The sequence below is a fragment of the Clavibacter sp. A6099 genome (assembly GCF_021919125.1).
Classification (GTDB): Bacteria; Actinomycetota; Actinomycetes; order Actinomycetales; family Microbacteriaceae; genus Clavibacter; species Clavibacter seminis.
The window spans coordinates 422,550-448,415 of sequence record NZ_CP083439.1; the positions used below are offsets into that span (position 1 = coordinate 422,550).

The 25,866-nt window shown below is 73.6% G+C and carries 27 protein-coding genes and 1 pseudogene; 10 read left to right on the forward strand and 18 right to left on the reverse strand.

Annotation, left to right across the window (positions count from 1 at the left end; translation table 11 throughout):
* Positions 1 to 17: 17 nt before the first annotated feature.
* The 4 genes from KYT88_RS02005 to KYT88_RS02020 form a co-directional block, all read right to left on the reverse strand.
* Positions 18 to 407, reverse strand: coding sequence for a VOC family protein (locus tag KYT88_RS02005; protein ID WP_051629307.1), 390 nt, complete (start codon positions 405 to 407; stop codon positions 18 to 20).
* A 31-nt stretch (positions 408 to 438) separates the two neighbouring features.
* Positions 439 to 1,173, reverse strand: a complete 735-nt coding sequence (locus KYT88_RS02010; protein ID WP_043585572.1) for a carboxypeptidase regulatory-like domain-containing protein — start codon at positions 1,171 to 1,173, stop codon at positions 439 to 441.
* Positions 1,174 to 1,264: 91 nt separating this feature from the next.
* The gene (locus KYT88_RS02015; RefSeq protein WP_043585570.1) at positions 1,265 to 3,034 is read right to left on the reverse strand and encodes a carboxypeptidase-like regulatory domain-containing protein; all 1,770 of its coding nucleotides are present in this window, start codon (positions 3,032 to 3,034) and stop codon (positions 1,265 to 1,267) included.
* Positions 3,035 to 3,200: 166 nt separating this feature from the next.
* Positions 3,201 to 5,465, reverse strand: a complete 2,265-nt coding sequence (locus tag KYT88_RS02020) for a carboxypeptidase regulatory-like domain-containing protein (protein ID WP_051629306.1) — start codon at positions 5,463 to 5,465, stop codon at positions 3,201 to 3,203.
* A gap of 186 nt (positions 5,466 to 5,651) precedes the next feature.
* On the opposite strand from KYT88_RS02020, the gene KYT88_RS02025 reads away from it, so the two are divergent.
* Positions 5,652 to 6,314 (forward strand): pentapeptide repeat-containing protein, encoded by a 663-nt coding sequence (locus tag KYT88_RS02025; protein ID WP_043585567.1) that lies wholly within the window; start codon positions 5,652 to 5,654, stop codon positions 6,312 to 6,314.
* A 20-nt stretch (positions 6,315 to 6,334) separates the two neighbouring features.
* On the opposite strand, the gene KYT88_RS02030 is transcribed toward KYT88_RS02025, so the two are convergent.
* Positions 6,335 to 7,366: a FecCD family ABC transporter permease gene (locus tag KYT88_RS02030; RefSeq protein ID WP_043585561.1), complete on the reverse strand. Its 1,032-nt coding sequence runs from the start codon at positions 7,364 to 7,366 to the stop codon at positions 6,335 to 6,337.
* A complete protein-coding gene (locus KYT88_RS02035; protein ID WP_043585558.1) occupies positions 7,363 to 8,370 on the reverse strand; it encodes a FecCD family ABC transporter permease in 1,008 nt (335 codons plus the stop codon). Before KYT88_RS02035 ends, KYT88_RS02030 begins: the two co-directional genes overlap by 4 nt.
* Positions 8,371 to 8,400: 30 nt before the next feature.
* Here KYT88_RS02035 and KYT88_RS02040 point away from each other — a divergent pair, with 30 nt between their 5' ends.
* Positions 8,401 to 9,474: an ABC transporter substrate-binding protein gene (locus KYT88_RS02040; protein WP_051629305.1), complete on the forward strand. Its 1,074-nt coding sequence runs from the start codon at positions 8,401 to 8,403 to the stop codon at positions 9,472 to 9,474.
* Positions 9,475 to 9,480: 6 nt separating this feature from the next.
* Here KYT88_RS02040 and KYT88_RS02045 read toward each other — a convergent pair whose 3' ends face one another.
* Positions 9,481 to 10,002: a GNAT family N-acetyltransferase gene (locus tag KYT88_RS02045; RefSeq protein WP_043585554.1), complete on the reverse strand. Its 522-nt coding sequence runs from the start codon at positions 10,000 to 10,002 to the stop codon at positions 9,481 to 9,483.
* Between the two features lie 52 nt (positions 10,003 to 10,054).
* Between KYT88_RS02045 and KYT88_RS02050 the strand changes: the two genes are divergently transcribed.
* Positions 10,055 to 10,804: an SAM-dependent methyltransferase gene (locus tag KYT88_RS02050; RefSeq protein WP_043585547.1), complete on the forward strand. Its 750-nt coding sequence runs from the start codon at positions 10,055 to 10,057 to the stop codon at positions 10,802 to 10,804.
* A 60-nt stretch (positions 10,805 to 10,864) separates the two neighbouring features.
* On the opposite strand, the gene KYT88_RS02055 is transcribed toward KYT88_RS02050, so the two are convergent.
* Both KYT88_RS02055 and KYT88_RS02060 read right to left on the reverse strand, forming a co-directional pair.
* The gene (locus KYT88_RS02055) at positions 10,865 to 11,656 is read right to left on the reverse strand and encodes an alpha/beta hydrolase (RefSeq protein ID WP_043585540.1); all 792 of its coding nucleotides are present in this window, start codon (positions 11,654 to 11,656) and stop codon (positions 10,865 to 10,867) included.
* On the reverse strand, positions 11,656 to 12,186 hold the full coding sequence (locus KYT88_RS02060; RefSeq protein ID WP_043585538.1) for a phenolic acid decarboxylase: 531 nt from the start codon (positions 12,184 to 12,186) through the stop codon (positions 11,656 to 11,658). Before KYT88_RS02060 ends, KYT88_RS02055 begins: the two co-directional genes overlap by 1 nt.
* Before the next feature lie 62 nt (positions 12,187 to 12,248).
* Here KYT88_RS02060 and KYT88_RS02065 point away from each other — a divergent pair, with 62 nt between their 5' ends.
* A complete protein-coding gene (locus tag KYT88_RS02065) occupies positions 12,249 to 12,749 on the forward strand; it encodes a MarR family winged helix-turn-helix transcriptional regulator (protein ID WP_051629304.1) in 501 nt (166 codons plus the stop codon).
* Positions 12,750 to 12,880: 131 nt separating this feature from the next.
* The gene (locus tag KYT88_RS02070) at positions 12,881 to 13,459 is read left to right on the forward strand and encodes a hypothetical protein (RefSeq protein ID WP_043585532.1); all 579 of its coding nucleotides are present in this window, start codon (positions 12,881 to 12,883) and stop codon (positions 13,457 to 13,459) included.
* Between the two features lie 639 nt (positions 13,460 to 14,098).
* Here KYT88_RS02070 and KYT88_RS02075 read toward each other — a convergent pair.
* Together KYT88_RS02075 and KYT88_RS02080 are read right to left on the reverse strand one after the other, a co-directional pair.
* Positions 14,099 to 14,692 carry a MarR family winged helix-turn-helix transcriptional regulator gene (locus KYT88_RS02075; RefSeq protein ID WP_043585529.1) on the reverse strand — a complete coding sequence of 198 codons (594 nt, stop codon included), beginning with the start codon at positions 14,690 to 14,692 and terminating at the stop codon, positions 14,099 to 14,101.
* Positions 14,689 to 16,446, reverse strand: a complete 1,758-nt coding sequence (locus KYT88_RS02080; protein WP_182480752.1) for an MDR family MFS transporter — start codon at positions 16,444 to 16,446, stop codon at positions 14,689 to 14,691. Before KYT88_RS02080 ends, KYT88_RS02075 begins: the two co-directional genes overlap by 4 nt.
* A gap of 168 nt (positions 16,447 to 16,614) precedes the next feature.
* Here KYT88_RS02080 and KYT88_RS02085 point away from each other — a divergent pair, with 168 nt between their 5' ends.
* A complete protein-coding gene (locus KYT88_RS02085) occupies positions 16,615 to 16,971 on the forward strand; it encodes a VOC family protein (RefSeq protein ID WP_043585527.1) in 357 nt (118 codons plus the stop codon).
* Between the two features lie 19 nt (positions 16,972 to 16,990).
* Here the strand turns inward: KYT88_RS02085 and KYT88_RS02090 are convergent, their stop codons facing one another.
* From KYT88_RS02090 to KYT88_RS02115, 6 genes are all read right to left on the reverse strand, one after another.
* Entirely contained in the window at positions 16,991 to 17,296 is a 306-nt protein-coding gene (locus KYT88_RS02090) for a DUF1905 domain-containing protein (RefSeq protein ID WP_043585526.1), read from the reverse strand.
* Entirely contained in the window at positions 17,293 to 17,838 is a 546-nt protein-coding gene (locus tag KYT88_RS02095) for a nucleotide-binding protein (RefSeq protein WP_043585520.1), read from the reverse strand. The genes KYT88_RS02090 and KYT88_RS02095 overlap by 4 nt, the downstream gene beginning before the upstream one ends.
* Before the next feature lie 6 nt (positions 17,839 to 17,844).
* A complete protein-coding gene (locus tag KYT88_RS02100) occupies positions 17,845 to 18,747 on the reverse strand; it encodes a hypothetical protein (RefSeq protein WP_043585878.1) in 903 nt (300 codons plus the stop codon).
* A 90-nt stretch (positions 18,748 to 18,837) separates the two neighbouring features.
* Positions 18,838 to 19,467 (reverse strand): SDR family oxidoreductase, encoded by a 630-nt coding sequence (locus tag KYT88_RS02105; protein ID WP_043585517.1) that lies wholly within the window; start codon positions 19,465 to 19,467, stop codon positions 18,838 to 18,840.
* A complete protein-coding gene (locus KYT88_RS02110; RefSeq protein WP_043585876.1) occupies positions 19,464 to 20,885 on the reverse strand; it encodes a DUF6421 family protein in 1,422 nt (473 codons plus the stop codon). The genes KYT88_RS02105 and KYT88_RS02110 overlap by 4 nt, the downstream gene beginning before the upstream one ends.
* A 137-nt stretch (positions 20,886 to 21,022) precedes the next feature.
* A complete protein-coding gene (locus tag KYT88_RS02115; RefSeq protein ID WP_043585516.1) occupies positions 21,023 to 21,589 on the reverse strand; it encodes a GNAT family N-acetyltransferase in 567 nt (188 codons plus the stop codon).
* Positions 21,590 to 21,717: 128 nt separating this feature from the next.
* Here KYT88_RS02115 and KYT88_RS02120 point away from each other — a divergent pair, with 128 nt between their 5' ends.
* The 4 genes and pseudogenes from KYT88_RS02120 to KYT88_RS15910 all read left to right on the forward strand — a co-directional run.
* Positions 21,718 to 22,935, forward strand: coding sequence for an inorganic phosphate transporter (locus tag KYT88_RS02120; RefSeq protein WP_043585514.1), 1,218 nt, complete (start codon positions 21,718 to 21,720; stop codon positions 22,933 to 22,935).
* Positions 22,936 to 22,946: 11 nt separating this feature from the next.
* Positions 22,947 to 23,258, forward strand: coding sequence for a hypothetical protein (locus KYT88_RS02125; protein ID WP_043585512.1), 312 nt, complete (start codon positions 22,947 to 22,949; stop codon positions 23,256 to 23,258).
* A 2-nt stretch (positions 23,259 to 23,260) separates the two neighbouring features.
* The gene (locus KYT88_RS02130) at positions 23,261 to 23,971 is read left to right on the forward strand and encodes a DUF3349 domain-containing protein (protein WP_051629303.1); all 711 of its coding nucleotides are present in this window, start codon (positions 23,261 to 23,263) and stop codon (positions 23,969 to 23,971) included.
* Between the two features lie 117 nt (positions 23,972 to 24,088).
* Positions 24,089 to 24,259, forward strand: a pseudogene (locus KYT88_RS15910) (helix-turn-helix domain-containing protein); the annotation flags it as partial.
* Between the two features lie 82 nt (positions 24,260 to 24,341).
* On the opposite strand, the gene KYT88_RS02140 reads toward KYT88_RS15910, so the two are convergent.
* Entirely contained in the window at positions 24,342 to 25,829 is a 1,488-nt protein-coding gene (locus KYT88_RS02140; RefSeq protein ID WP_043585510.1) for a carboxylesterase/lipase family protein, read from the reverse strand.
* Positions 25,830 to 25,866 lie beyond the last annotated feature (37 nt).

Consider the following 25,866-nt stretch of genomic DNA (forward strand, 5'->3'; position numbering starts at 1 on the left):
TGACGCCGCGGCCGCCGTCAGCCGGCGGCGGCCGTGGACGGGTCGGCGGGGTCGGCGGACGCATCCGGCCCGTGGTCGAACAGACCGATCGCGTTGCCCTCGCTGTCGCGCACGTAGGCCCAGCGGTCGGTCTCGTTGAGCATCTGGATCCCGCCCATCGCGGATCCGCCGTGCGCCTCGACCTGCGAGACCGTCTCCTCGATGGAGTCGACCGTGATCACGATGGTGGGGTGCGGCACCTCCGCGCGGCGGTGCAGGTCCCCGTTGATCCCGTCCTCGCTCCCGGTGAGGATCATGCCTGCGTCCTCCCCCCACGGCTCGTAGCGGAAGCCGAAGACGGCGGAGTAGAACGCGCTCGCGCGCGCCATGTCCTCGGCGGGGATCTCGAAGTGCTCGACGGCGGCCATGCGCCATGATCCTGCGGGCGGGGAAACTGCGTCAAGGGGCCGGCGCGAGCGTCGCGTCGACGCCCGTGATCACCTGGCCCCACCGGGAGACGGCGATGCGCGTGGCGAGCGCGCGCTGCGTGCGGTCGCCGGACCACTCGGGGAGGTAGGCGCGCGGATCCGACGACGGCGTGCCGAAGCGCACCACGTAGAAGCCGGGCTCCAGGTTGCCGAGCGAGTAGCGGCCGGATGCGTCCGTGAAGCCGGACGCCTCCAGGCGCCCGTCGCCGGTCGCGCGCAGGACGTCGACCGGTGCGGCCGCTGCGGGTGCGCCGCCCGGGAGCGTGACCGTGCCGCCGATGCCCGCGGGAGTGCGGATCACGATGTCTACGCGGGTCTCGCGGCCGGCGGGCGCGGTGAAGAACCGCGCGTCCCGCCATTCGTTGACCTGCCCGAGGTACTGCGATGCGGGCGTGCCGCCCAACGCGACCCAGGCGCGCAGCGTGTACCGCGTGGCGCGCATCCCCTCGAAGCGGAACGCGCCGTCGACGATGTCGACGCTGTCGCCGAACGGGATGTCGGCGAGCTCGAGGGAGACCTCGCCCGTGCGGACGAGGTTCCGGGGGTCCACGCGGTCGAGGTAGACGCGGCCGACGACGGTGGCGGTGGTGGCGCTGGACGCCGGGGTGGGATCCGCGGACGCGGGGGATGCGGGGCCGGCCTGAGCTGCGGTGATCAGGGCCAGGGCGATGAGGCCGACGAGACCGCGTCGGCGGACGGATGGCATGGGCGCTCCGATGCTCGGACCGGCGGGATGCCGGTCAGGAGACCGGTCTACTCCGCCGCCGCCCCGAGGTCACGACCCCCGATGGGGGCGGTCAGCGCGCGGTCGGCGCGGCCCGGGAGGCCCCGGCCGACGGATCCCGCGCGAGCTGCACGTAGATCGACGGCAGCTGCGTGTCGAGCGTCGCCGTGTAGCGGGTCGCGGTGGCGAGGCTTCCGGTGCCTCCCGCCCACCGCGGGAGCTGCCGCGGGGTCTCGCCGGCCGCGGCGACGTACACGACGTACTCGCCGGGCGTGATCCCGTTCAGGCTGAAGCGGCCGTACTGGTCGGTGGACGCGACGAGGCCGGTGGTCGGGGCCACGCCCTCCGCGGCCTCGGCGACGGGGACGAAGCGCACGGACACAGCGGGGGTGCCCACTCCGTCGGACCGGTAGATCTGGCCCTTCGCGCTCGCGCCGCGGTTGAGATCCACGTCGATCCCGGTGAGCGCCGTGCCCCACTGCGCGACCGTGACCGGCGTCGCGCTCTCCCTGTCGTAGGCGTCCGAGTACCACTCGCCGATGATGCCGCGGGAGTCGCCGACGGGCGTCCCGACCTTGATCAGGTAGTCGCCGGGCTCCGCGCTCGAGAGGGTGTACCCGCCCTGCGCGTCCGTGGTCGTGGAGTCGAGGAGCTGGCCGTCGTACGTGCGGTAGGCAGCGACGGAGAGTCCCTTCGCGGGGGCGCCGCCCGTCGTCGTGACCGTGCCCTGGATAGTGGCGTACCGCTTGAGGACCACGTCCACGCGGACGGTCCCGTCGGCCTGCACCGCGAAGGTCTGCGCCCGCTTCACGTCGTTCGTCTGCCCGTAGTACTGGTAGAGGTACTTCCCGCCGACGTTGAAGAAGGCGTGCAGCCGGTACTCGCCCGGGCGCACGCCCGAGAAGGAGAACGCGCCGCCGACGACGCCGGAGACGAGGCCGTCGCTGAACTCGTAGGGCGCGGGCTCCAGGTAGATCTCGCCGGAGGACACGAGGTTGGCCGGATCCACGGAGTCGAGGTAGACGTTGCCGACCACCTTCCCGGTCGACGGCTGCTCGGGGAGGTCGACGCCGGCGGCCGCGACCGGGGCTGTCGCCGCGCTGGTGCGGGTGGTGGGCGTGATCCCGGGTGCCGTGCCGGTGACCGTCGCGGTGATCCGCTTCCCGGCGTCCGCGTCGACGGGCGTGTAGGAGATGGACGTCGCGCCTGCGACGGTCACGCCGTCCACGGCCCACGCGTAGGCGAACGACGCCGGGCGCGGGGTCCACACGCCCGCGACGGCGCGCAGCGGGCGGCCGACCTGCACGTCGCCGGTGATGACCGGGTCGGAGGCCTCGGTGAAGGGGGTCGTGGCGACGGGAGGCGTGGGGTCGGGCACGGGGTCCGCGGTCGGTGCCGGGGTCGGCGCGGTCGGCGTCGGCGTCGTGACGGCGGGCGCGACCGCGGTGGTCGGCCCGCTCGAGCGGGCGAGGGATGCGTACCCGCCCCGGCGCGCGGTGACCGTGAGGTCGATGCGCGCGCCGGCGTCCGCGGCGGTGAGCTTCAGCGTGGATCCGGTCGCGCCCGCGATGGCCACGCCGTCGCGCCACCAGCGGTAGCCGAACGTCGTGGGCTTCGGTGCCCATTCGCCGGTGACCGCGGTGAGCGTGGAGCCGACGCGGAGGGCGCCGGCGATGGTCGGCTTGGGTGACGCGGTGAAGGCCGACGCGGCGCGGGTCGCGCTGGCAGCGGCGCCGGCGGGCGCATCGGCCGCCGTGGCGGATCCCGCGATGCCCGCCTGCGCGGACAGGACGAGCGAGAGCGACAGCAGCCCGATCAGGGCGCGTCGACGTGGTGCGTGCATGGATCCCCCGGTCCGGCGCCGCCGACCGCGGTGCCCGCTGCATGCCTACCGCGCGGAGCCGTCGGCTGTCGACGTGTCGCGCGGAACGGGGGCGCGACGGACCGCGCACGACGACGCCGCCACGACCCGGTGGGTCGCGGCGGCGTCGTCGGTCGGCGTCGCGCGGCTAGCGGGCGACCGGCGTCCCCGTGGTGACCACCGCCGGGGCCGAGCGGATCGCGAGGGCCACGTCCTTGCCCGCGGGCACGACCAGCTCCGAGCGGTCGGCGCCGGTCCCGCCGTCCCACCAGCGGGACGACGGCACGTAGTCGCGGAAGTACGTCACCTGCACGCGGTAGGTGCCGGCGGGCACCGAGTCGAGGAACGCGTCCATGCCCGGGTCGACGAACGTGGTCCTCTTGGCGGTGCCGCCCTGGAACAGGGTGACCTGGGCGTGGTCGGACCAGCCGGCCGCCGGCGTGCCCGAGATCGTGGCGGTCACCGAGGAGCTGACGACGAAGCGCGCGTCGACGGAGGGGAGGTCGGCGCGGCGCGTCGCGGTGTAGACCGTCGCCGAGGCGAGCGATCCGCTGCCGCCCAGCCACTGGGACGCGTACGAGGGAGCCTCGGAGCGGTCGGCCGCGACGAACACGTAGTACCGGCCGGGCAGGATCCCGGTGATGCGGAACCGGCCGGTCGCGTCGGTCGGCGCGCCGCCCACCGTCCGCGGGTCGGCGCCCAGCAGGGCCGCCGCCTCGGGGACGACGTAGACGCGCGCGCCCGCGTACGGCGATCCGTCCGGTGCGCGGACGATGCCTGAGAGCCGGGACCCGGCGTCCAGCGTCGGGTCGACGCCCGTCACGGCCTGGCCCCAGCCGACCGTGAAGCGCGTGGCCGCGTTGCGGTCGTCGGTGTCGCTGTACCACTCGCCGATGACGCCGTCCGGGTTCGTGAACGGGGCGGTGAAGTGCACCTCGTACTGGCCGGGGGTCAGCCCGTCGGCCACGAAGCGACCGGACGCATCCGTGGTCGCGCCGGAGACCTCGCCTCCGCGCACCCGGAAGACCTCGACCTGGGATCCGACCGCAGGGCGGCCGTCGGCCAGGGTCGCGGTGCCGCTGATGGTCGCGTAGCGCTTGAGCACGACGTCGAGCCGCACGGTGCCGTCGGCCTGCACGGTGAAGGTGCGGCCGTCCGTGACGCCGTCCGCCTCGCCGTAGTACTGGTACAGGCGCTGCCCGCCGACCGTCACGTTCGCGGCCAGCCGGTAGTCACCCGGCAGGAGTCCCTCGGCGCGGAAGGCGCCGTCGACGATGGGCGACGACGTGGCTTCGGCCGCTCCGACGCGGAACGGGGTGACCTCGCCGGACGAGATCAGGTTGCCGGGGGCGACGGAGTCGAGGTACACGCGGCCGACGATCGTGCCGGTCGCCTGCACGGGCGGCGGGGTGGTGGCGGCGACGACCGCGGCCGTGCGGGCGCTCGTCCGGGCCGCCGGGTTGTAGCCGGCCGCGCTGCCGGTGACCGTGACGGTGATGCGCTTGCCGATGTCCGCGGCGACGGGCGTGTAGTACTCGCCCGTGGCGTTGGAGATCGCCTCGTCGTCGGCGAACCAGCGGAACTCGAAGGTCGGGTCGGGGCTCCAGGCGTTCGGCACGGCGCGCAGCGCGGAGCCGACGACGGCCGATCCGGTGATGGTGGGCACGGCCGTGGTGAGCGTGCCGCGGCCCACGGTGGCCGGCGTCGGCGCGCTCATGCGCACGGTGGTCGCGTAGCCGTCGCGGTACCCCGCGACCGACACCGACAGGGCGCGACCGAGGTCGGAGTAGGTCGGCGTGTAGGTGGATGCGGTGGCGCCGAAGATCGGCTTGTCGCCGACGAACCACTGGTAGGCGAAGCGCGGCGACGGGGACCAGGTGCCGGGCACGGCGGTCAGCGGGCTGCCGATGGTCGCGGTGCCGGTGATGGTCGGGACGGGCGCCGCGGTGAAGGGCTGCGCGGCGGGGGCGGCCGTCACGGCCGCGGTCGGGCCGCTCGAGCGGGCGAGCGACGCGTAGCCGCTCTTCGCGGCGGTGACCGTGACGGTGATCCTCTTCCCCTGGTCGGCGGCGACCGGCACGTAGCGGGCGGCGGTCGCGCCCGAGATCGCCACCCCGTCGCGCCACCAGCGGTAGGAGAACGAGTCGGGCGCCGGGGTCCACGTGCCGGTGACCGCGGTGAGCGGCGAGCTGACCTGCGCGGTGCCGGTGATGGTGGGTCGCGGCGACGCGGTGAACGCGGCGGCGGCCTGCACGGCGGCCGGGGCGGATCCGCGTGCCGCGTCGGGGGCCGCGGATGCGGTGGGCGTGGGCGCGTCGGCGGCGGATGCGCCGGAGGCGATCCCCACCTGCGCGGAGGCGACGAGCGCCAACGAGACGAGGCCGACGACGGCCCGACGACGTGCAGATGACATGACTCTCCTGGATCCCGACCGCGTCCGTGCGGCCTGCCCCAGTCCTATCGCGCGCTCGCCGTCCGGCGCCGTACCCAGTTCGGGCCGGAGGCCGGGGCGCGGGGGTCTCCCGTACCGTGGGAGCGCCGCCCGACGGGCGGCCGCATCCGCACCGACCCGCACCCGCACCCGCCCCGGAGGCTCCGCATGGCCGCATCCACCCGCATCCTGCCGCCCCGGATCAGCGACCCGCGGCTCGACGGACTCGCCGACGGCGACCCGTCCGACCTCGACGCGCACGCGACCTTCGAGCGGCTGCGCTTCGCCGACGCCGACCTGACGGACGCCGACCTCGTCGACATCGGGTTCGAGGAGTGCGCGCTCGAGCGGATCCGCCTGCACGAGGCCGACCTCACCGCCGCGAGCCTCGTGGACGTGCTCGCCTCGCGCCTCGACGCGCCCGTGCTGAAGGCACCGCGGATCCGGATGCGCGACGTGCGCCTCGAGGGCTCGCGCGTCGGATCCGCCGAGCTCTACGACGCGTCGCTCTCCTCGGTGCACATCACCGACTGCCGGCTCGGCTTCGTGAACCTGCGCGGCTCGAAGATCACCGACCTGCTCATCACCGACTGCGCCATCGAGGAGCTGGACCTCCGCGGAACCGCCGGCATGCGCATCGCGTTCGCCCGCACCACCATCGGCACGCTCGACCTCGCCGACTCGTCGCTCACGCACCTGGATCTCCGCGGCGCCGAGATCATGGACCTCGACACCCCCGACGGCCTCCGGGGCGCGGTGCTCGACTCGACCCAGCTCATGGCGCTCGGCCCGGTCTTCGCGCGGCACTTCCGCGTGCGCGTCGAGGACTGAGCGGCGGGGCGGCCCGCGGATCAGCCGCCCGACGCCGCCCGGCGGGACGTGTCCGGCGACGCGAGCAACCACAGCAGGTAGAGGCCGCCGATCGCGGAGGTGGCGAGCCCGACGGGGATCTGGAACGGGCTGAGCAGGCGCCCGGCCACGAGGTCGGCGACGCTCAGCAGCAGCGCCCCGACCACGAGCGCGGCGAGCATGCGGCCTCGGCTGCCGGGCATCAGGCGGCGGGCGAGGTGCGGCGCGGCGAGCGCGACGAACCCGACCGGGCCCACGGCCGCGACGCCGACCGCGGCCAGCGCGACGCCGGCCGCGAGCAGCACGGTCCGCCACCTGCCGACGTCGAGGCCGAGCGCGCGGGCGGTGTCGTCGCCCATCTCGAGCATGCGCAGCGGCGGCTCGCCGAGGAACGCGAGCGGCACGATCACGGCCAGCACCAGGACGGCGGGCGCGACCTGCGGCCACGAGATCCCGTTGAGCGTGCCGAATCGCCATGTCGCCGCCGCTTGCGCCAGCTCGAGGTCGCTGCGGGTGATGAGGAAGTCGTTGACCGAGGCGAGCATCGCGCCCACCGCGATGCCCACCAGCACGAGCCGCTCGCCCGTGGTCGCGGTGCGGGAGCTCATCAGGTGCACGGCGAAGGCGGTCGCGAAGCCGCCGACCACCGTGCCGAGCGCGATGGATCCGGCCGAGGACGGCGCCGCCGCGGTGGATCCCGTCACCAGGATCGCGACGAGCCCGCCGGTCGCCGCGCCCGTGCTGAAGCCGATGACGTCAGGGCTGCCGAGCGGGTTGCGCGAGACGCTCTGGAACACCATCCCGCTCAGGCCGAGCGCGGCCCCGACCGCGACCGCGCACACCACGCGCGGCAGCCGCTGGTCGGCGACGATGAAGCGGGCCTGCGCATCCCCGCCGCCGAGCAGGGCGTCGAGCGCCTGCGCCGGGGACAGGGGGTAGGCGCCCGTGCCGAGGCCGACCGCTGCGGCGCCGAGGATCGCGAGCACGAGGATCCCGAGCACGAACCGGTCGCGCCGCGGGATGCGCGGCCTCACCGCGCGCCCGTCCGCCGGAGCACGAGCGCGAGCAGCACAGGCGCGCCGACGAACGCCGTGACGATGCCGGCCTCGAGCTCGCCGGGCCGCGCGACGATCCGGCCGAGCACGTCGGCGCCCAGCACGAGCAGGGGTCCGGCCGCCACGGATCCGAGCAGCACCGGCCGCTCGCGCCGCCCGAGGACCCGGCGCACGGCGTGCGGCACGACGAGCCCGACGAACGAGATCGGCCCGGCGACCGCGGTGGCGGCGCCGCACGCGAGCGTCACGAGGGCGAATCCCGCGAGCCGCACCCGCCCGACGGAGCTACCGAGCGCGGTCGCCGTGTCGTCGCCCAGCGCGAGCACCGCGAGCGGGCGCACGAGCAGCAGCGCCCCGACGACCACGACGACCGTGAGCGGGAGGAGCCAGACGAGGTCGGCGGGGTCGCGCGAGGCCACGGATCCGACCACCCAGGAGCGGTAGTCGCCGAAGGTCCGCGGGTCGGAGAGCGTGACGACGCCGGTGACGGAGGCGAGGCTCGCGGTCAGCGCGGTTCCGGCGAGGAGCAGGCGCGTGGGATCCGCGCGCGGCCCCGCCCGCATCCCGACGAGCACCACGACCACGGCGGCGATCGCGGCCCCGGCGAACGCGGGCCACGCGTATCCGGCCGCCGAGCCGACTCCGAAGACCGCGACGCTGAGCACCACGGCGAGCGACGCGCCCGCGTTGACGCCGAGGAGGCCGGGCTCCGCGAGCGGGTTGCGGGTCATGGCCTGCATCACCACGCCCGCGACCGCGAGCAGCACGCCGACCGCGACCGCGAGGAGCGTGCGCGGCGCCCGCAGCTGCCAGACGATGATCGCGTCGCGGCTGCCGTCGTCCGGATGCTGGATCGCGTGCCACACGGCGTCGAGGGCGATGTCGCGGGATCCCGTCGCGAGGCTCACGGCGCACAGCGCGACGAGCGCGGCGAGGGCCACGACCGCGGCGGCGGCGGCGGGCGCGGGTCGGGTCGGTGGCATGGCCGGGTAAGGCTACCCTAAGCTGCCTCGGTGATCATCGCCTCCCCACCCCGTCCCGACCGCCGTCCCACCCACCGCCGCCTCGCGGGCGTCGCGCTCGCCGCCACCGTCCTCGTCGCCCTCACGGCGTGCGCCGCGCCGGCCGCATCCACCGGCGGCACCGGCACCTCGGGCACCGGCGCCGCGGCCGACCCCGCCGGCACGGGCTACACCACACCCCGCACCATGCCCGAGGGCAAGGGCAGCGGCCAGCCCGACGACGTCTTCCCGCGCACCGTCGTCCACTTCGCGGGCACGACCACCATCCCGGCGGCACCGCAGCGCGTCGCCGTCATCTCGACCGGCCAGGCGGACTCGCTGCTCACCCTCGGCATCGTCCCCGTCGCCTCCACCGCGGCCGACGGCGCGGCCGTCGTCCCCGAATACCTGACCCGCGCGTTCCCCGAGGACGCCGACGCGCTCGCGGCCGTCGCGCCGCTCGGCGACCGCATCTCGCCCGACATCGAGAGCGTCGCCGCGGCGAAGCCCGACCTGATCCTCATGAACATCACCGGCAAGGACGCGGCCTCGCTCTACGCGAGCCTCTCCGCCATCGCGCCCACGGTCGCGACGCAGGGCACCGGCCTCTACTGGAAGCAGGACCTCCTGCTCCTCGCCGACGCGGTCGGCCGCACCCAGCAGGCCGCCTCCTGGCTCGACTCCTACCAGTCCGACGCGGCCGCGTTCGGCGCGGGCCTCGCCGAGCGCCCGGCCGTCTCGTTCCTCCGCTCCTCCGCCGACCGCATCCGCGTCTTCGGGGTGGCGTCCTTCGCCGGATCCGTGGCCGAGGACGCGGGCCTCCCGCGCCCGCAGGCGCAGGACTTCACCGACCAGACCTCCCGCGACATCAGCGAGGAGCAGATCGACCTGGCCGAGGGCGACCACGTGTTCGCGGGCGTCCAGGGCGGCGACGAGAAGGCCCTCACCGGGCTCCCGCTGTGGCCGACGCTGCAGGCGGTCGAGGACGACGCGGTCACCTTCGTGGACGACGACGTCTTCTACCTCAACACCGGGCCGACGGCGGCACGCTCGGTGCTCGCGGCGATGGAGAAGGCGCTCGGCTGAGCGCGGCTACGCGTCGCCGTCGATCCGCAGCTTGAACCCGACGTGCGAGGGCGCGTACCCGAGCCGCTCGTAGAAGCGGTGGGCGTCGATGCGGGCAGCATCGGAGGTGAGCTGGACGAGGGGCGTGCCGAGCGCGGGAGCTGCGGCATCGGCGACCCAGCGCATCATGGCCCCGCCGATGCCGGCCGAGCGCAGGTCGCTCCGCACCCGCACGGCCTCCACCTGGAGGCGAGAGCTGCCGCGCCGGGCCATGCCGGGGATCACCGTGAGCTGCAGCGTGCCGACGACCGCGCCGCCCGCATCGTGCGCCACGAGGAGGTCGTTCGCCGGGTCGGAGAGGATGCGCGCGAGCGCGTCGCGGTACAGGTCGACGTCGTCCGGATCCGCCCGGTCGCCGCGCGAGGCGCTCACGGGGTCGTCGGCGAGCAGCCCCATGAGCGGCGCGAGGTCGGCGGCGGTCGCGCGGCGGAGGATCACCCCGTCGACGCGGGCGGCGAGCGGGACGGGGAGGGCGAGGTCGGCGAGCACGCCCCCATCCTCCCCGCCGAGCGACGCGGCGGGGCCGACCTAGGCTGACGACATGGACAGGAACCGGATCAGCGACCTCGCCCATGCCGACCACCCCATCGCCTCGCCGCTCAGCGATCACACCGTCGATCGCCTCCTCGCCGCCGCGGTCGCCGGGGAGGGCACGGTCCTCGACCTGGGATGCGGCGACGGCAGCTGGCTGCTGCGCGCCCTGCGCCGCGAGCCGTCACTGATCGCCGTCGGCGTCGACCACTCCGACGCGGGCTTCGACCGAGTGCGCGAGCAGGCCGAGCGTGAGGGGCTCGCGCATCGCCTCGAGCTCGTGTGCGCCGATGCCCGCACGTGGACCTCCGCCGACCGGTTCGACGTCGTGCTCAGCGTGGGGGCGACGCACGCCTTCGGCGGCCTCGAGCAGACCCTGACCGCGATCGACGGGCACCTGCGCCTGGGCGGTACCGCGGTCGTCGGCGAGTGCTTCTGGGAGCAGGCGCCGACTCCGCGGGTGCTGGACCTGCTGGGTGCCGAGCCCGGCGACTACGGCGACCTCGCGGCCACCGTCGAGGTCGCCGCCGCGAACGGGTGGGTGCCGCTGCAGGGGCACGTCAGCACCGTGGAGGAGTGGGACGACTACGAGTGGTCGTGGACCGGCGCGCTCGCCAGGTGGGCGACGGAGCACCCCGACGACCCCGACCGGGAACAGGTGATGGGCGCATCGGTCGAGCACCGGCGGGCGTGGATGGGCGGATACCGCGGCACGCTGGGCTTCCTCACCATGGTGCTCGGTCGCTCGCCGTCCAGCTGAGAGGGCGAGCCCGGCGGGAGGGGGTGTCGAACCCCGCCCTCCCGCCGAGCGACGCGGCGGCTACGCAGCCCCGCCCGACGCCCGCGCCACGTGCGCGAGCAGCCGCTCGACCAGCATCCGGCGCAGCTCCACCGACGACCAGCCGTGATCCGCGCCCTCCACGGCCGTGAAGGTCGCGCCCGGCATCAGCTCGCCGTAGCGCGCGCCGTAGGTGACCGGCACGACCTGGTCGGCCGTGCCGTGCAGCACCTCGACCGGTCCCGGGTATCCGGCGACCGGCCCGTAGACGTCCACGCCCGCGAGCACCTCGTCCGGGAAGCCCAGCCCGAGGCCCATGCCGGCGACGTCGACGACGCCGCGCTCCCGGGACGCCGCGAGCGGCACGCTCATCACGCGGCCGTGAACGGTGATGTCGTCTACCACCACGCCGGCCGGCGACCACAGCGTGAGGCTCGCGACGAGCTCGGGCGCGCGGGCGGCGGCCAGGGCCGACTCGACGCCGCCGAGGCTGTGGGCGACCACGTGCACGGGTCCGCCCGCGTCCTCGGCGAGGGCGCGGATCATCGCGGCCACCTGGTCGACCTCGTCGAGCAGGCGCACGTCGGCGAAGTCGCCGTCGCTCACGCCGTGCCCGAGCCGGTCGTAGGCGCGCGCCGCCGTGCCGGACGCGGCCAGCGCCCGGGCGACGGGCACCCACAGGCCGTGGCCGCCGGTGCCCGAGTCGCCGAAGCCGTGCACGAGCAGCGCCCCGGGGGCGCCGGGTCGCACGGTGCCGTGCTCCCAGCCGCGCAGGGTGCGCCCGCCGTGGTCGAGCGCGAGCGGGGCGACCCGGGCCGCGGCGGCCCGGTCCATCAGTTCCGCCGGTCGGCGAAGCCGGCCGGGAGGTCGCCGGGGGCGGTGTCGACGACGGTCTCGTCGTCGGCTCCCACGAACTCGTCGAGGGTGATGTGCGCGAACTCCGGCACGACGTAGATCGGGTACGTGGGGCCGGCGTCGCGGTGCGCGCGCATCTGGTCGAGGTGGTCGTTCTGGAAGAGCACGGTCTTGGATCCGTCCTCCTCCACCCAGCGCGGGAAGAAGATCGTGCCGTGCAGCACGCGGGCGGCCGGGACGATGTTCACGACGACGCTGGTGCCGGTGGGCTCGTTCCACGAGACCTTGAAGACGCCGTCGGCGAGGGCGACGAGGTCGACCGTCTGGTCCTTGACCCAGCGGCCGCCGACCATGCCCGTGTGGATCCGGTAGTCGATGGTCGTGGCGTTCTTCACGTACATCTCGTACTGCCAGCCGTTGGCGTACGTGTAGATGAGACGGTGTCCGACGAGGGGGCTGAGGTCCTGAGCGGGCACGGGGTGCTCGACGCTCGTGGTGATCGTTGTCATGCGGCGATCCTGACACCGGAATGCGTTTGTCACAAGCGCATCTTCCTGGGTATCCTCGGTGCATGCCCTCCGACCCGACCGCCGCCGAGCTGCGGGTCGTCGCCCGGCGGCTGGGCGCGGAGGTGGGCCCCTTCCGCCGCCGCCTCATGAACGCGTCGCGGAGCGCGGCCGACCTGCCGGATCTCCCCGACGCGCAGGTCGAGGTGCTCCGCCGCCTCGAGGCGATCGGCTGGGCCACGCCCACCCTGCTCGGTCGCGCGCTCGGGCTCGCGCGCTCCACCGTCAGCAACCTCATCCTCGCCATGGAGCGCGACGGCCTCGTCGACCGCCGGCTCGCGAAGGGCGACGGCCGCAGCACCGAGGTGGGCCTCACGGATCACGCGCGGGATCTGCTGCGCACCTTCGACCGCTCGGCCGAGGCCGTGCTCGTGGGCGCCCTCCGCCGTCTCACGCCCGACGAGCGCCACGCCATCGCCCGCGCGCTCCCGGCCCTCGAGGCCCTGCACGCGGCGATAGGGGGCGAGCCCCGGCGCACCGAGGCTGCCGACAAGCCCCACCCATGACCTCTGGGTCCGGGCCCCTGCTCGGGACGTCGAGTCCTGGTCGCTCATGGCCCCTGTGGATGGATCGCCATCATGTGCGCGTGGAGGCAGATGATGGCGGCCTTCCCGCAACTTGATCAAAGGAGATCAACATGCACATGCAATTCCGTCCGCGCACCGCCGCCGTAGTGATGGCGCTGGGCGCAATCGTCGCATCGACGTCCATCGCACTCCCCGCCCACGCCGCCACCGAAGACGCTGGCCCAGCTGCGGCCGTCACCAGCTCATCTGCTCCGATGTCCTTCCGAGGCTACGACACGTCTGTGGCCGAGGCGCACGGCTATCGCATCGTGACCGACGCGCATGGACGTCAGACGAGCGTGCCGGTGTCCGCGGAAGCCAAGAGCGAGGTCGTGCTTGACAACGCCCTTCCCGGCGACTGCGGCTCGTCCTTCGTCAATGCCACCAAGCTGGCCAACGACACGCTCGCTATCAACACCGGCTACCAGGTCCCGTTTCCGGTCGCCGAGAAGACATGGCGCGTCACTGCGGTCTCGGTGTTCGACTCTCACACGTTCCCGTGGGACGGACCTAGCGGAGGTGCCTGGTCCGCCCAGGCCGCCGCGACGTTGGTCGGTCCTGGAGTCGCGGGCGTCACGCTGAGCTCGCATGTGATCGGTGACGATGGGACGGTCTGCTACTCGGCCGGACCGACGGACACCTTCGATTGAGAGGTGTTGTGATGCGCACAGTCAGGTCGGTCGCGCCAGGGCGCCGGAACGGGAGGGCATGAGGTGCGGAGATCCGCTGATGGGATGCCGCCAGGACGAGCGGACACCGAGGTGCCGGTGTGCGTAGACGACGACGCGCTCCTCAAGATGCTGTACATCCGAGACGTCCACGGGCTGCAGGTCGCAGGCATTCCGTCGACAGCTTCGGGACGGAGAACCCGTACGTCACGCTCGCGCGATGTGTTGGGTGCGGTGGGTCGTTCTACGCACGAGGAGGCGTTGTCGCGTCAATGGCGGGACTCCCTCCACTGGCTTGTCGATGCGTCGCACCGCCAGGAGCTGACTCATCGCATCCTGGAGTCCGGCGACAGGTCTCAGCTTCGCCAGGTCCTGCCGCCGGCCTGGGATGAGAGGACGCAATCGCTCCTGGACCTCGAGGGGTACTCCGAGTGGCACGCCTCTCTTTCACCATCCGTCTTCATGAACACGGAAGACGGAGACGAGCCGCGGGCTGCCCTCGCGTCAGCGACGAAGAGGGGGCTCCGCGTCATCGTCGTCCTGCCGTTGTCCGAACCTCATGCCGAGGAGTTCAGCGCAGGTGGGATGCTCATGTCATGGGAGGTCTACCGTGGCGCCGGTTCACGTGCGGCCGCCCTCGAAGGGTTCCGCGGCGCAAGCTGATCGCGAAGGATCCGAATCGCGTTCGCCGTCCTCATCAATGGCGTCTTGCGTCGTTCCGGCGTTGAGTCGCGCGAGGTACCCGGCGAACGCGTCGAGGTCGTCGAGTGTCCATCCGCCGAGCCCGCGGATGAGGCGGCTGCCACCCTGGGCGTCGTCCGCCTCGATCCCCGCGCGGCCCGCCGGGGTGAGCGCGAGCACGCGCACCCGGCCGTCCTGTGCGTCGGCGCCGACCTCGACGAGCCCCAGCTCCTGGAGCTGGCGCAGCTGCCGGCTGACCACGCTGCGGTCGACCCCGAGCTGGTCGGCGACCGCGCTCGCGTGGGCCGCGCCGCAGCGGCGGATGACGCGGAGCATCTTGTAGCCGATGGGCGGCAGCTCCGGGTGGATCCGCGCGGCGGCCTCCCGGGTGGTGGCCCGGATGCGCGCGGCGAGGGCGGTCATCTGCTCCTCCACCTCGGCGATGCCCGCGGCCACCCCATCGGGGACACCGTCGGCGACGCCCGGGATGTCCCCCGCGGTGTCGCCCACGGGGGAGCGGTCGGCGTCGCTCATCGGCGGGCGTCGACCCCGGCGTCCTCGGCCTCGGGCAGTCGGATGGATCCCGTCGGGTTCGCCTCGCCCGCGGGGGTGAGCGCCACGGCGCCGGCGGATGCGCCGATCAGCGCGTCCTCGGCGTCGGTGCGGTGCACCTCGCGCGCGTCGGGCGCGGCGGCCTTGTCGCTCTTCAGCTGCACGGCGTTCTTGCTGCCGAGCTGCGCGTTGGGCAGGAAGATCACCGCGATGAGCGACACGATTGCGAGCGGCACGCTGTAGAGGAACACGTCGCCGATGCCCACGCCGTACGCGCTCTCGACCACGACGCGGACCGCCGGGCTGAGCTGCGAGACCTGCGGGATGACGCCGGAGCCGAGCGCCTGCGCGGCCGCGGCCTGGTCGGCCGGAGCGAGCTTGATGATCCCCGCGGTGATCTCCGACGCGATGATCGTGCCGAGGATCGAGCCGAGGACGGAGACGCCGACCGTGCCGCCGAGGCTGCGGAAGAACGTGACGGCGCTGGTGGCGACGCCGAGGTTCTTGACCTCGATGGCGTTCTGCACGACGAGGACGAGGTTCTGCATGAGCATGCCGAGGCCCGCGCCGAGCACGAACATGTAGATGCCCACGAGCACGAAGTCGGTGTCGTAGCGCAGCGTGGACAGCAGCGACGTGCCGGCGACGATGAGCACGGCGCCCGAGATCATGATCGCCTTCCACTTGCCGCGGCGGCTGATCAGGCTGCCGAACACGGTCGAGGAGATGAGCAGGCCCGCCATGAGCGGGATCGTCAGCAGGCCCGACTGGGTGGGCGTGGCGCCGCGCGACAGCTGCATGTACTGCGCGAGGAACACCGAGGTGCCGAACAGCGAGATGCCGACCGCGAGGCTGGCGAGCACGGAGAGCGTGAAGGTGCGGTTGCGGAACATCGTGAGCGGGATGATCGGCTCGGCGACCTTGAGCTCGGTGATCACCGCGGCGATCAGCAGCACGACCGCGCCGCCCGCCATGAGGTACGACGTGCCCGATGCCCACTCGAACTGCTTGCCGGCCTGGGAGACCCAGATGAGCAGGAGCGAGACGCCGCTCGCGATGAAGACCGCGCCGAGGTAGTCGACGTGCACCTTGCGCTTCGGGTGCGCGGGGAGATGGAGGGTGACCTGCAGCAGGATGATCGCGATGATCGCGATGGGCAGCGCGATGAAGAAGTTCCAGCGCCAGCCGAACGCGTCGGTCACGACGCCGCCGAGGAGCGGGCCGCCGACGGTGCCGACGGCCATGACGGCGCCGAAGAGGCCGGCGTAGCGGCCGCGGTCACGCGGGCTGATGATGTCGGCCATGATGATCTGGCTCAGCGCCGCGAGGCCGCCGGCGCCGAGGCCCTGGAGCACGCGGAAGACGATGAGCGTCTCGGTGTTCTGCGAGAAGCCGGCGAGCGCGGATCCCAGCACGAAGATGCCGAGGGCGAGCTGGATGAGCAGCTTGCGGTTGAAGAGGTCGGCGAACTTGCCCCAGAGCGGCGTGCTGACGGTGGTGGCGAGCAGGGTCGCGGTGACGACCCAGGTGTAGCCGGACTGGTCGCCCTTGAGGTCGCTGATGATGATCGGCAGCGAGGTCGAGACGACGGTGCCGGCGAGGATCGAGACGAACATGCCGAGCAGGAGGCCCGACAGGGACTCGAGGACCTGGCGCTTCGACATGGATCCGTCGGCCGAGACGGTGCGGCGGGGGGCCTTCGCGGATGGCGCGGTGGCCGGGTGGTGCTGGGACATGATCCTCCGGGTAGTTGACTGCAGGCAACCATATGCCGATGGTGGATCGTTGTCAACCATCTCGGCCGGCCGAGGATCCGCTGCCCGGGCCGGAGGCAGCGCGCGGTCCGGAGTAGACCGGGAGGGAGAGCCGGTCGACCGACCGGCCTCGGAACGAGGAGGAACCCCATGGTCGATTCGGTGGCGACGGTCTGGCTGCCCGTCAAGGACATGACACGGGCGGTGGCGTTCTACCGCGACACGCTCGGTCTCACGATCACGAGCGAGGACGCGGACTGGAGCGAGATCGACGCGGACGGCCTGATGATCGGGCTCAACGCGCGCGAGGAGGCGAGCGGCTCGTCGAGCGGCGGCGCGGTCATCTCGTTCACGCCCGACGGCTCCATCGAGGACGAGCTGGAGCGGATCCGTGCGCGCGGCGCCGAGATCACGGGCGAGATCAGCGACCACGAGTGGGGCCGCATCCTCCCGTTCCAGGACAGCGAGGGCAACGACCTGCAGCTGTACACGCCGCCCGCGGGTTAGGCGCGGCGGCGGTCGCCGCTCACGGCAGCGGCTCGAGGTCGACGTGCACGTCGTCGCCGACCTCGAGGCCGTGGGCGTCGCGGATCGCGCGCTTGATGGGCAGCACCCACGTGCCGTCGCCCTGCGGGAAGACGGACGTGCGCCAGGTCGTGGTGCCGACGCGGACGCGCACCGGCACGGATCCCCAGCCGCGGCGGCCCGCCTCGCCGAGCTCGCGGAGCATCGGGCCGAGCTCGGTGGGCAGGCTCACGAAGGTCCAGAGCGCTCGCCGTGCCTCCCAGGCCCAGAGGGGCGCGGTGAAGTCGAGGGGGAGGTCGTCGGTCACCCGTCGACCCTACGGTCGCGCGCTCGCCGGCCGACGCGGTCCGCGATGAGCGCGGCGACCTCGGCGGCGGTGCGGGACGTGGTGTCGATCGCGAGGCCGCCCAGGCCAGCGCGGTCGATGATCGCGGCCAGCTCGGGGGCGCGTGCCGAGTGCCATGCCCGCGCGTGCGCATCGTGGAGATGGCGTTGGTCGATGCGGGCCTGGACCTCACCGGCGTCGACGGTGAGCCGGACGAGCAGCGGATCACGCGAGCCGAGCGCGGCCGCGTAGCTCGCCAGGTCCTCCGCCCGCTCCACCACGGCCGCCACGATCACGACCGATGCCCCGGCCTCGCGGTAGTTGCGGGACAGGTCGCCGAGGTTGCGGAGCGCGAGCTCCTGCTGGAACGGATCCGCGTGCGGCGCCGGGCGGAGCAGGCTCACGGCGTCCATGTCGACCAGCGCGTGCGGCACACCGCGCGCGGCGAGCAGCGCGCCGAGCGCGTGCATCGTCGTGGTCTTGCCCGCGCCGACGGTGCCGGTGAGGATCACGGCGTCCGTCATCGCACCTCAGCAGCCGCCCGTGACGAGGTCGCACTCGAGCTCGTCCGCGGACGCGGCGACGATCTCGAAGGAGGCCGCGCCCGCGCGGATCGTCACCGTCGACATGCCGGCCCAGCGCGGGTGCGGCTCGGCGGTCGTGCTGGAGATGGCGTGGCGGAGGATCCGGAGGCGGTCGATCGAGAGCGTCGCGGTGCGGCGGCGGAGGACCTGGTCGCGGCGGGTGAGGATCAGCAGCTCGCGCGGCGAGCACGCCGCCACCGCGCCCGCCAGGCTCATCGGCCGGAGGCGCTGCAGCGCGCCCATGAGGCCGTCGGCAGTGGGCACGAGCGGCGTGCGCGGCCGCGACGAGAGGTAGCGGAGCTGCGGATCGCGCGCGGCCAGGTCCCAGTACGCCGCCGCGACGCCGGCCTCGTCCTGCCCGACGTCGATGCGCGGCGTCGCTCGCGCGGTCTGCGTCGGGCCCGTCGCGGACACCCCGGCGGACTCGGCCGCGAGCGTCATCAGCAGCTCGGTCAGGTCCACGACCACGTCGGCGGATGCTCCGTTGAACGGGATCCGCAAGGCCTGGCCGTCGGCGGTGTGCACCGTGAGCAGGCCGTCGAGCAGGTCGACGCGGTCGCGCACGGCGACGAGGTCGGCGAAGGGGATGCGCCGGGCGGAGTACGTGGATCCGTCGCGCGAGAGCACCTCCAGCTCGCGGTCGCCGACGACGAGGAGGTGGTCGTACAGGTCCATCGTCGGGTCGGTGTCGCGGCGCGGGATGTCGCGCGGCACCTTGAGCACCAGGCGCGCGGCGAACGGATCGACGCCGTGCGGTCGATACAGGCGGGGGACCTCGTCGAGCGTGCGGACAGTGTCGATCCACGGGCCGAAGGCGTCGTGCTCGGCGGTTCTGGCGGCTGGTGTCACCACGTGAACGTATACCGCGCGTCGGCGCCCACGGGAGCGGGGCACGTGCCCAATCCGGGGCGATCTCCGTGTGCTAGAGCAGCGGCCGCGTCAGCCCTCGATCAGGTCGCGCTCGGGCGGCACGGAGGTCCACAGCTTGACGACACGACGGCCGAGCGCGCGCTCGAGGCCGCCGAGCGCCTTGACCACGAAGATCGTGGTCCGGGCGGGGGATCCGGCCTTCGAGAAGCCGCGGTCGACCGCGCGCACCCAGGTCTCCGCGGCGATCTTCGCGGTCGAGTAGTTGGCGCCGCCGGGGTAGGGCCGCTGCACGGCGGTGGAGGAGACGATGGCGAGGCGGCCGGCGTCGGACGCCTGCAGGTCGGCGTCGAACGCGCGCGTGGTGTTGCGCAGCGTGGTCACGAGCCGCTCGTGGAGGAAGTCCCAGTCGTCGTCGGTCTGGCCCTCGAGCCCGTTGCCGCCGCGCCAGCCGCCGACCAGGTGGATGAGCCCGTCGACGCCGCCGAGGTCGGCCCGGATCCGCTCCGCCAGCTCCACGACGGCCGCGTGGTCGGCGAGGTCGCAGACCTCGCGGCGGGACGCGTCGACGTCCGCTAGCCGGCCCGCGTCGGTGCCGACGGCGACGACCCGCGCGCCCGCCGCCGCCAGCTCGGCGCAGACCGCGCGCCCGGCCGCGCTCGACGCGCCCGCGACCACGACCACGCGGCCGTCGACGCTCACGCGGCCTGCCCCGTGATCCCGGCGGTGGATCCGATGACGTCGCGCATCTTCTTCTCCAGCGCCTCGAAGAACATGCTGAGCGGGAACTCGTCGTCGAGCACGAGGTCGGTGAGGCCCTTCGGCGGCCCGTCGAGCGGCAGCGCATCCGGCCCCTTCGCCCAGGTGGACGCGGGGTGCGGCGTGACCGTCTCGGTGACCATCGCGTAGGCGGCCAGCCAGTGCGCGGTCTTCGGCCGGTCGATGGAGCGCCAGTAGAGGTCGTTCACGCGGTCGGCGAGGGCGATCACCACGTCGGCGACGTCGTCCCAGTCGATCGTGAGGCGCGTGTCGGTCCAGTGCAGCACGTGGTGCTGGTGCAGCCACGCGAACAGGAGCTGGCCGCCGAGGCCGTCGTAGTTGCGCACGCGGGATCCGGTGATGGCGAAGCGGAAGATGCGGTCGAAGATCACCGCGTGCTGCACGAGGCCGGCGCGCTCGAGCAGCGCGTCGTCGGCGGCGGTCCGCTCGGCGGGATCCATCGCGGCGAGCCGGCGCTGGATCGCGACGGCCTCGCGGAACGCGGTGAGGTCGCAGCGCAGCTCCTCGATCGAGTAGAGGAAGAACGGCATCCGCTGCTTGATCATGAACGGGTCGAACGGCAGGTCGCCGCGCATGTGCGTGCGGTCGTGGATGAGGTCCCACATCACGAAGGTCTCCTCCGCGAGCCGCTGGTCCTCCAGCAGGCGCCGCGCGTCGTCCGGCAGCTCGAGCTTCGTGACCTCGGCCGCGTGGCGCACCACGCGGCGGAAGCGGGCGGCCTCGCGGTCGGCGAAGATCGCGCCCCAGGTGAAGGTCGGGATCTCGCGCATCGCGACGGTCTCGGGGAACAGCACGGCCGAGTTGGTGTCGTAGCCGGGCGTGAAGTCGACGAAGCGGATGGGGACGAACAGCGCGTTGCCGTAGTCGCCCGCCTCCAGCTCGGCGACGAACTCGGGCCACACGACCTCGATGAGCACGGCCTCGACGAGGCGGCTCGCGCTGCCGTTCTGCGTGGTCATCGGGAAGACGACGAGGTGCCGGATCCCGTCCACGCGATCGCGCTGCGGCTGGAACGCGTCCAGGGAGTCGAGGAAGTCGGGCACGCCGAGCCCGGCGTCGACCCAGCGCGCGAAGTCCACGTCGAGCGCGGCGAGGTAGGCGGCGTCGTGGGGGAAGAGCGGGGCGAGCGCGCGGACGGAGTCGCGGATGGTCTGGATCAGCCGCGCGGCGTCCGCGTGGTGCGCGGCGTCGGGGACCGAGCCGTCCTTGACCTGCATGGGCTGGAGCGCGACGGCGGCGTCCTTGAGGGCGAGCCAGGCGGGGGAGGAGGCGACGGTCGCGACGTCCTCGACGACCTCGGGCTCGCCGATGACGGCTGCGGTGGGTGCGGCGCTGGACATGGATCGACCTCCGATCGTGCGGGTGGCGTGCGGTGCCTCCACCGTATCCGCGGGATCGGCGCCGGATCGTGTCCCGCGTGCCGGATCCGCGCGTGGATTAGAGCGGCGACGCAGCATCCGTGCGCGAGCGGCGAGTGCTACGCCTCGTCGTCGGCCGGCACGGGCGTCGTCGTCCCCGTCTCGTGGTCGCGCCGGAGGATCGCGTAGCCGACGGATGCACGCGGCTCGCCGCCCACGACGGGCCAGCCGTCGCGGTAGTGCGCCTCCTTCACGAAGCCCGCGCGCACGAGCACGCGGCGCATCGCGCGGTTGTCGTCGCGCGTCTGCGCCTCGAAGCGCGTCACGTGCGGGTACGAGCTGAACACGTGAGCGGTCAGCGCGCGCACCACCGGCGCGCCGAGCCCGCGACCGCGCGCGGCCTCCGCGAGGCGCAGGTCGAACAGCACGCCCGGATCCGCGAGGTCGTCGAGCACGACGAGGCCCACGCGGCCGGATCCCGCGACCTCGACCCACAGGGCCGCGTGCTCGGGCCCGGAGAAGTCGCCGTCGGCGATGCGCGCGTCGACGTCCGCGGCCGTCGGCCGGGGCCGGACGTGGAACGGGAACGCGTTCGAGGTCAGGAACTCCCGGAGCGCGTCGCGGTCGCGCTCGACGTCGACGGGGACCAGCGCGGCGGCCGGGGATGCGGGCGGGGTCTCGGGCATGGGGGTCCTCCGGGTCGGTTCGAGCGACGGCAGCGGGGGCCGGCTTCTCCACAGGCGCGGGTGAACAGCGGGTGAACCCGACGGTCCCCCGTAGTGGGGACATGCGAGCAGGGCGCAGGATCATCGCCGTGGATCCATTCATTCTCCTCGTGCTCGTCGTCATCACGGCGCTCGCCTTCGACTTCACCAACGGCTTCCATGACACGGCGAACGCCATGGCGACCTCCATCGCCACCGGCGCGCTGAAGCCCAAGGTGGCCGTCACGCTCTCCGCGGTGCTCAACCTGGTCGGCGCGTTCCTCAGCATCGAGGTCGCGCTCACGGTCACGAACGCGGTCGTGAAGATCCAGGACAAGTCGGGCGCCCCCGACCCGGCTCTGCTGCAGGGCGGCGGATCCGCGCTGCTGCTCATCGTGCTCGCGGGCCTCATCGGCGGCATCGTCTGGAACCTGCTCACCTGGCTGCTCGGCCTCCCGTCGAGCTCCTCGCACGCGCTGTTCGGCGGCCTCATCGGCTCGACGCTCGCGGGCCTCGGGCTGAACGGCGTGAACTGGGCGGGCGACGGATCCAAGCTCGACGGCGTCGTGGGCAAGGTGATCCTGCCGGCGCTCATGTCGCCGATCCTCGCCGGGGCGGTGGCCGCCGTCGGCACCTGGCTGGTGTTCCGGATCATCGGGAACCTCGCCGGGCGCGGGCTCGACCGCACCTTCCGCATCGGCCAGATCGGCAGCGCCTCCCTCGTCTCGCTCGCGCACGGCACGAACGACGCGCAGAAGACCATGGGAGTCATCACGCTCGCGCTCATCGCGGCGGGCGGCTGGACCGACACCGAGTCCGTGCCGTTCTGGGTCAAGATCAGCTGCGCGCTCGCCATCTCGCTCGGCACCTACATCGGCGGCTGGCGCATCATCCGCACGGTCGGCAAGGGCCTCGTCGAGATCGACACGCACCAGGGCATGGCGGCCGAGAGCTCGTCGGCCGCGGTCATCCTCGCCTCCAGCCACCTCGGATTCGCGCTCTCCACCACGCACGTCGCGACCGGATCCATCCTCGGCTCCGGCGTCGGCCGCCCCGGCGCGCAGGTGCGCTGGAGGGTTGCGCTGCGCATGGTCGTGGCGTGGATCATCACCCTCCCGGCCGCCGCCCTCGTCGGCGCGGTCATGTGGTGGCTCGGTCACCTCATCGGCGGAGCGGCCGGCGGCATCGCGATGACGCTCGTGCTCGTCGCCGTCGCGATCACCGTCTACGTCCGCTCCCGCAAGGACGACGTGGGCGCGCACAACGTCAACGACGAGTGGTCCGACGAGAAGGCCGCCCGCCCCGCCACCCAGCCCGCCGACGCCTGAAGGACCCCGCCATGCTCCCCCTCTTCTTCTCCGCGGTCGGCCAGGTCGCCCTCGTCGCCCTCCTCCTCGGCGCCGGCCTGCCCGCCCTCTTCGCGCTCGGCGTGCGGTCCTTCGCGCTCGCCAGCCCCGAGACCAGCGGCCGCGTCGCCGGATCCGACTCCGCGCGTCGCACGCCGCCCGTCGTCCTCCAGGTGGCCGGCGCCCTCTGCTACGCGGTCGTCGTCCTCGCCGTGATCGCGGGCCTCACGCTCATCATCGCGACGGGCCTCGGCCAGACGGTGAGCTTCGAGCACGTCATCCCGACCTTCACCTCGAAGGGCTGACCATGACCGACAGCGCATCCGAGGCCGGCGGGCCCGGCGACGGCGCGACCGGCGTCGTCGTCCCCGGCCGTTCCGACCGTGGCATCGTCCAGCGCGTCGTCGGCTGGCTGCGTGCGGGCTACCCGTCCGGCGTGCCGGACCAGGACTACGTGCCGTTGCTCGGGATCCTCCGTCGCAGCCTCACCGCCGAGGAGCTCGAGCAGGTGGTCGACCAGCTCGTCGACGACGCGGTCGCGGCCGAGGCCGCCGGCGAGGAGATGGGCAGGAGCCAGCTCCGCGAGCGCGTCGAGGCGATGCTGCTCGGCCCGGCCATGCCCGAGGACCTGGTGCGCGTCTCGGCGCGGCTGGCGGCCGCGGGCTGGCCGCTCGGATCCCCGGAGGACCTGCACGAGCCGGACGCCGCCGACGCGCGCGCGACCGAGCGCACGGGCCTCGTCTCCCGCATCGTGTCGTGGCTGCGCGCCGGATACCCGGCCGGGCTCCCCGAGCAGGACTTCGTCCCGCTGCTCGCGCTGCTGCGTCGCCGTCTCAGCGACGAGGAGGTGCAGGAGGTGAGCGCCCGGCTCGCATCCGAGGGCGGGCTGCCCGCCAGCCGCCTCGACGTCGCCTCCGCCATCGCGGGCGTCACCTCCGAGATGCCGTCGGACGCCGACATCGAGCGCGTGCGCGCCTACCTCGAGTCCCACGGCTGGCCGGAGGGCTTCCGCATCTGATCGGGGCCCGCCCTCAGGAGCTCGCCCCCTTCGGCTCGCGGCGATCGAGGGCTGGCACCGCAGCTGATCCACGGTCGGCTACCGGTCGGTGCGCTGATGCGGGTGCGATGACGTGCCGTGGCCGACTCCCCCGAGGGCGACTCCGCGACGGGTCGCCCCCTGCGCATCTTCGTCACCCTCACGCGGACGCGCACCGTGCAGACGGCCGTGGAGATCGGCCGCCGGTCGGGCCTGCCGAGCACCACGGCGCACCGCATCGTGAGCGAGCGGGTGGACGCGGGACTGCTCGAGCGCGACGACGAGCGCCGTCTCCACCGGCCGTCGCCGTCCCCGTCCGCGACGGGTCGGGCCTCCCGGTGCCCGCCCGCTGCTAGGGGTACCCGACGAAGCCCTCCCACGCGGCGCGACGCGGCCCGTGGGGATCGTCGACGATCGTCCGCTCGCGCGTGTAGACCTGCGTCGCGCGCCTGTCCGCGTCGTAGAGCGGCCACTCCGGGCCGGGGCCGCTCCCGTGCGCGAAGGACACGAGGTCCGCGCGGAGGGCGCCGGCGACGTCGGCATCGGATCGCGAGGCGCCGATGGCCTTCTCGATGCGGTCGAGCTGTCCGAACAGCAGGGCGATGTCGGATCCGTGCGTCACGCCGAAGCCGAGCAGTGACATGAGCCGCGGGCCCCTGTCGAGGCGGAACATCCGGGTCGGGGCGTAGCGGCTGTGCGCCTCGGCGACGGCGACGGCCGGGTGCCAGAAGGCCGCGTCGCCGCCGATCCGCGCCTCGTCGACCCGCCCCCGGGAGGAGTACGCCCCGCGGACGCGGTCGAGCGTCCCCGCGGGCGACGCGGCGAAGAGCCTCTCGAGCTCATCCCGGGACGATGCGAGCTCGCCCTTCATGGCCTTCTGGAAGACCGTGTGCTCGTCGTGGCAGGTGCCGATCATGAGGGGCAGTCGGAGCGCGCGCCCGCCGCGATACGCGTCGATCGGCGCTTCGGGGAGCAGATCGCCGTCGACGACGTAGCTCATGCTGATGGTGCCCGTGGTCTCCTCACGCGTCTGCCGGTCGAACGTCCTGGCGGCCGTGATGAGCGACCTCGCCGGCACGCGTCGGATCTCCGACACGTCGTCGCCGTCGAGCCCGAGCAGGCGGAGGTAGCGGGCCGTCCAGTCCTGCACCCGTTCCCGCGAGTAGACGTGGAAGGCCGGCGCGCTCGCGGACACCGCGCGGGCGAACAGCCCGGAGGCGGCGGGGGAGGCCAGGAGCGTCGTGACGGCCAGGGCCCCGGCGGACTGCCCGTAGATGGTGACGTTCTCCGGATCGCCCCCGAACGCGGCGATGTTGGACCGGATCCAGCGGAGAGCGGCCATCTGGTCTCGGAGGGCGAGGTTCGAGTCGTGGTCGCCGCCTCCGCTGCGCCCGGCGAGGTCGAGGAAGCCGAGCACCCCGACCCGGAAGTTGAAGGTCACCGCGATGACGTCGGAGTCGCCGATGAGCCGTTCCCCCGGATAGAGCGAGGACCTGCCGCTCCGGTTCCCGCCGCCGTAGATGAAGACGATGACCGGACGCGGGCCAGGCCGCCCCGTCCGCGCGGCGACGTTGACGGTCAGGCAGTCCTCGCTGACCGTCGGCTCACCGGGCACCTGGCGGCTCGAGCGGCCGAGGGGCGTCTCCCAGGGCCCTGGCCCGAACTCGGCGGCCGGGCGGGTCCCCTCCCACGGCTCGGCGGGGGCCGGTGCACGGAACCGGCGCGGACCCACCGGGGCGGCGGCGTAGGGGATGCCGCGCCAGTGCTCGACGTCGCCCTCGACGACGCCCTGGACCCAGCCGTCCGCGGTCCGCACGGGCTGTCCGGGATCTCGATCCATGCGTCACTCGCTCTCTGTCGATCTCGCATCGACGTGT

Coding starts and splice junctions, on each gene's coding strand:
- KYT88_RS02070 (WP_043585532.1), top strand. CDS start 12,881: ATGCACATGCAATTCCGTCCGCGCACCGCCGCCGTAGTGATGGCGCTG.
- KYT88_RS02050 (WP_043585547.1), top strand. CDS start 10,055: ATGGACAGGAACCGGATCAGCGACCTCGCCCATGCCGACCACCCCATC.
- KYT88_RS02085 (WP_043585527.1), top strand. CDS start 16,615: ATGGTCGATTCGGTGGCGACGGTCTGGCTGCCCGTCAAGGACATGACA.
- KYT88_RS02140 (WP_043585510.1), bottom strand. CDS start 25,829: ATGGATCGAGATCCCGGACAGCCCGTGCGGACCGCGGACGGCTGGGTC.
- KYT88_RS02055 (WP_043585540.1), bottom strand. CDS start 11,656: ATGGACCGGGCCGCCGCGGCCCGGGTCGCCCCGCTCGCGCTCGACCAC.
- KYT88_RS02080 (WP_182480752.1), bottom strand. CDS start 16,446: ATGTCCCAGCACCACCCGGCCACCGCGCCATCCGCGAAGGCCCCCCGC.
- KYT88_RS02075 (WP_043585529.1), bottom strand. CDS start 14,692: ATGAGCGACGCCGACCGCTCCCCCGTGGGCGACACCGCGGGGGACATC.
- KYT88_RS02010 (WP_043585572.1), bottom strand. CDS start 1,173: ATGCCATCCGTCCGCCGACGCGGTCTCGTCGGCCTCATCGCCCTGGCC.
- KYT88_RS02065 (WP_051629304.1), top strand. CDS start 12,249: ATGCCCTCCGACCCGACCGCCGCCGAGCTGCGGGTCGTCGCCCGGCGG.
- KYT88_RS02115 (WP_043585516.1), bottom strand. CDS start 21,589: ATGCCCGAGACCCCGCCCGCATCCCCGGCCGCCGCGCTGGTCCCCGTC.
- KYT88_RS02025 (WP_043585567.1), top strand. CDS start 5,652: ATGGCCGCATCCACCCGCATCCTGCCGCCCCGGATCAGCGACCCGCGG.
- KYT88_RS02095 (WP_043585520.1), bottom strand. CDS start 17,838: ATGACGGACGCCGTGATCCTCACCGGCACCGTCGGCGCGGGCAAGACC.
- KYT88_RS02020 (WP_051629306.1), bottom strand. CDS start 5,465: ATGTCATCTGCACGTCGTCGGGCCGTCGTCGGCCTCGTCTCGTTGGCG.
- KYT88_RS02035 (WP_043585558.1), bottom strand. CDS start 8,370: ATGCCACCGACCCGACCCGCGCCCGCCGCCGCCGCCGCGGTCGTGGCC.
- KYT88_RS02110 (WP_043585876.1), bottom strand. CDS start 20,885: ATGTCCAGCGCCGCACCCACCGCAGCCGTCATCGGCGAGCCCGAGGTC.
- KYT88_RS02015 (WP_043585570.1), bottom strand. CDS start 3,034: ATGCACGCACCACGTCGACGCGCCCTGATCGGGCTGCTGTCGCTCTCG.
- KYT88_RS02130 (WP_051629303.1), top strand. CDS start 23,261: ATGACCGACAGCGCATCCGAGGCCGGCGGGCCCGGCGACGGCGCGACC.
- KYT88_RS02005 (WP_051629307.1), bottom strand. CDS start 407: ATGGCCGCCGTCGAGCACTTCGAGATCCCCGCCGAGGACATGGCGCGC.
- KYT88_RS02060 (WP_043585538.1), bottom strand. CDS start 12,186: ATGACAACGATCACCACGAGCGTCGAGCACCCCGTGCCCGCTCAGGAC.
- KYT88_RS02125 (WP_043585512.1), top strand. CDS start 22,947: ATGCTCCCCCTCTTCTTCTCCGCGGTCGGCCAGGTCGCCCTCGTCGCC.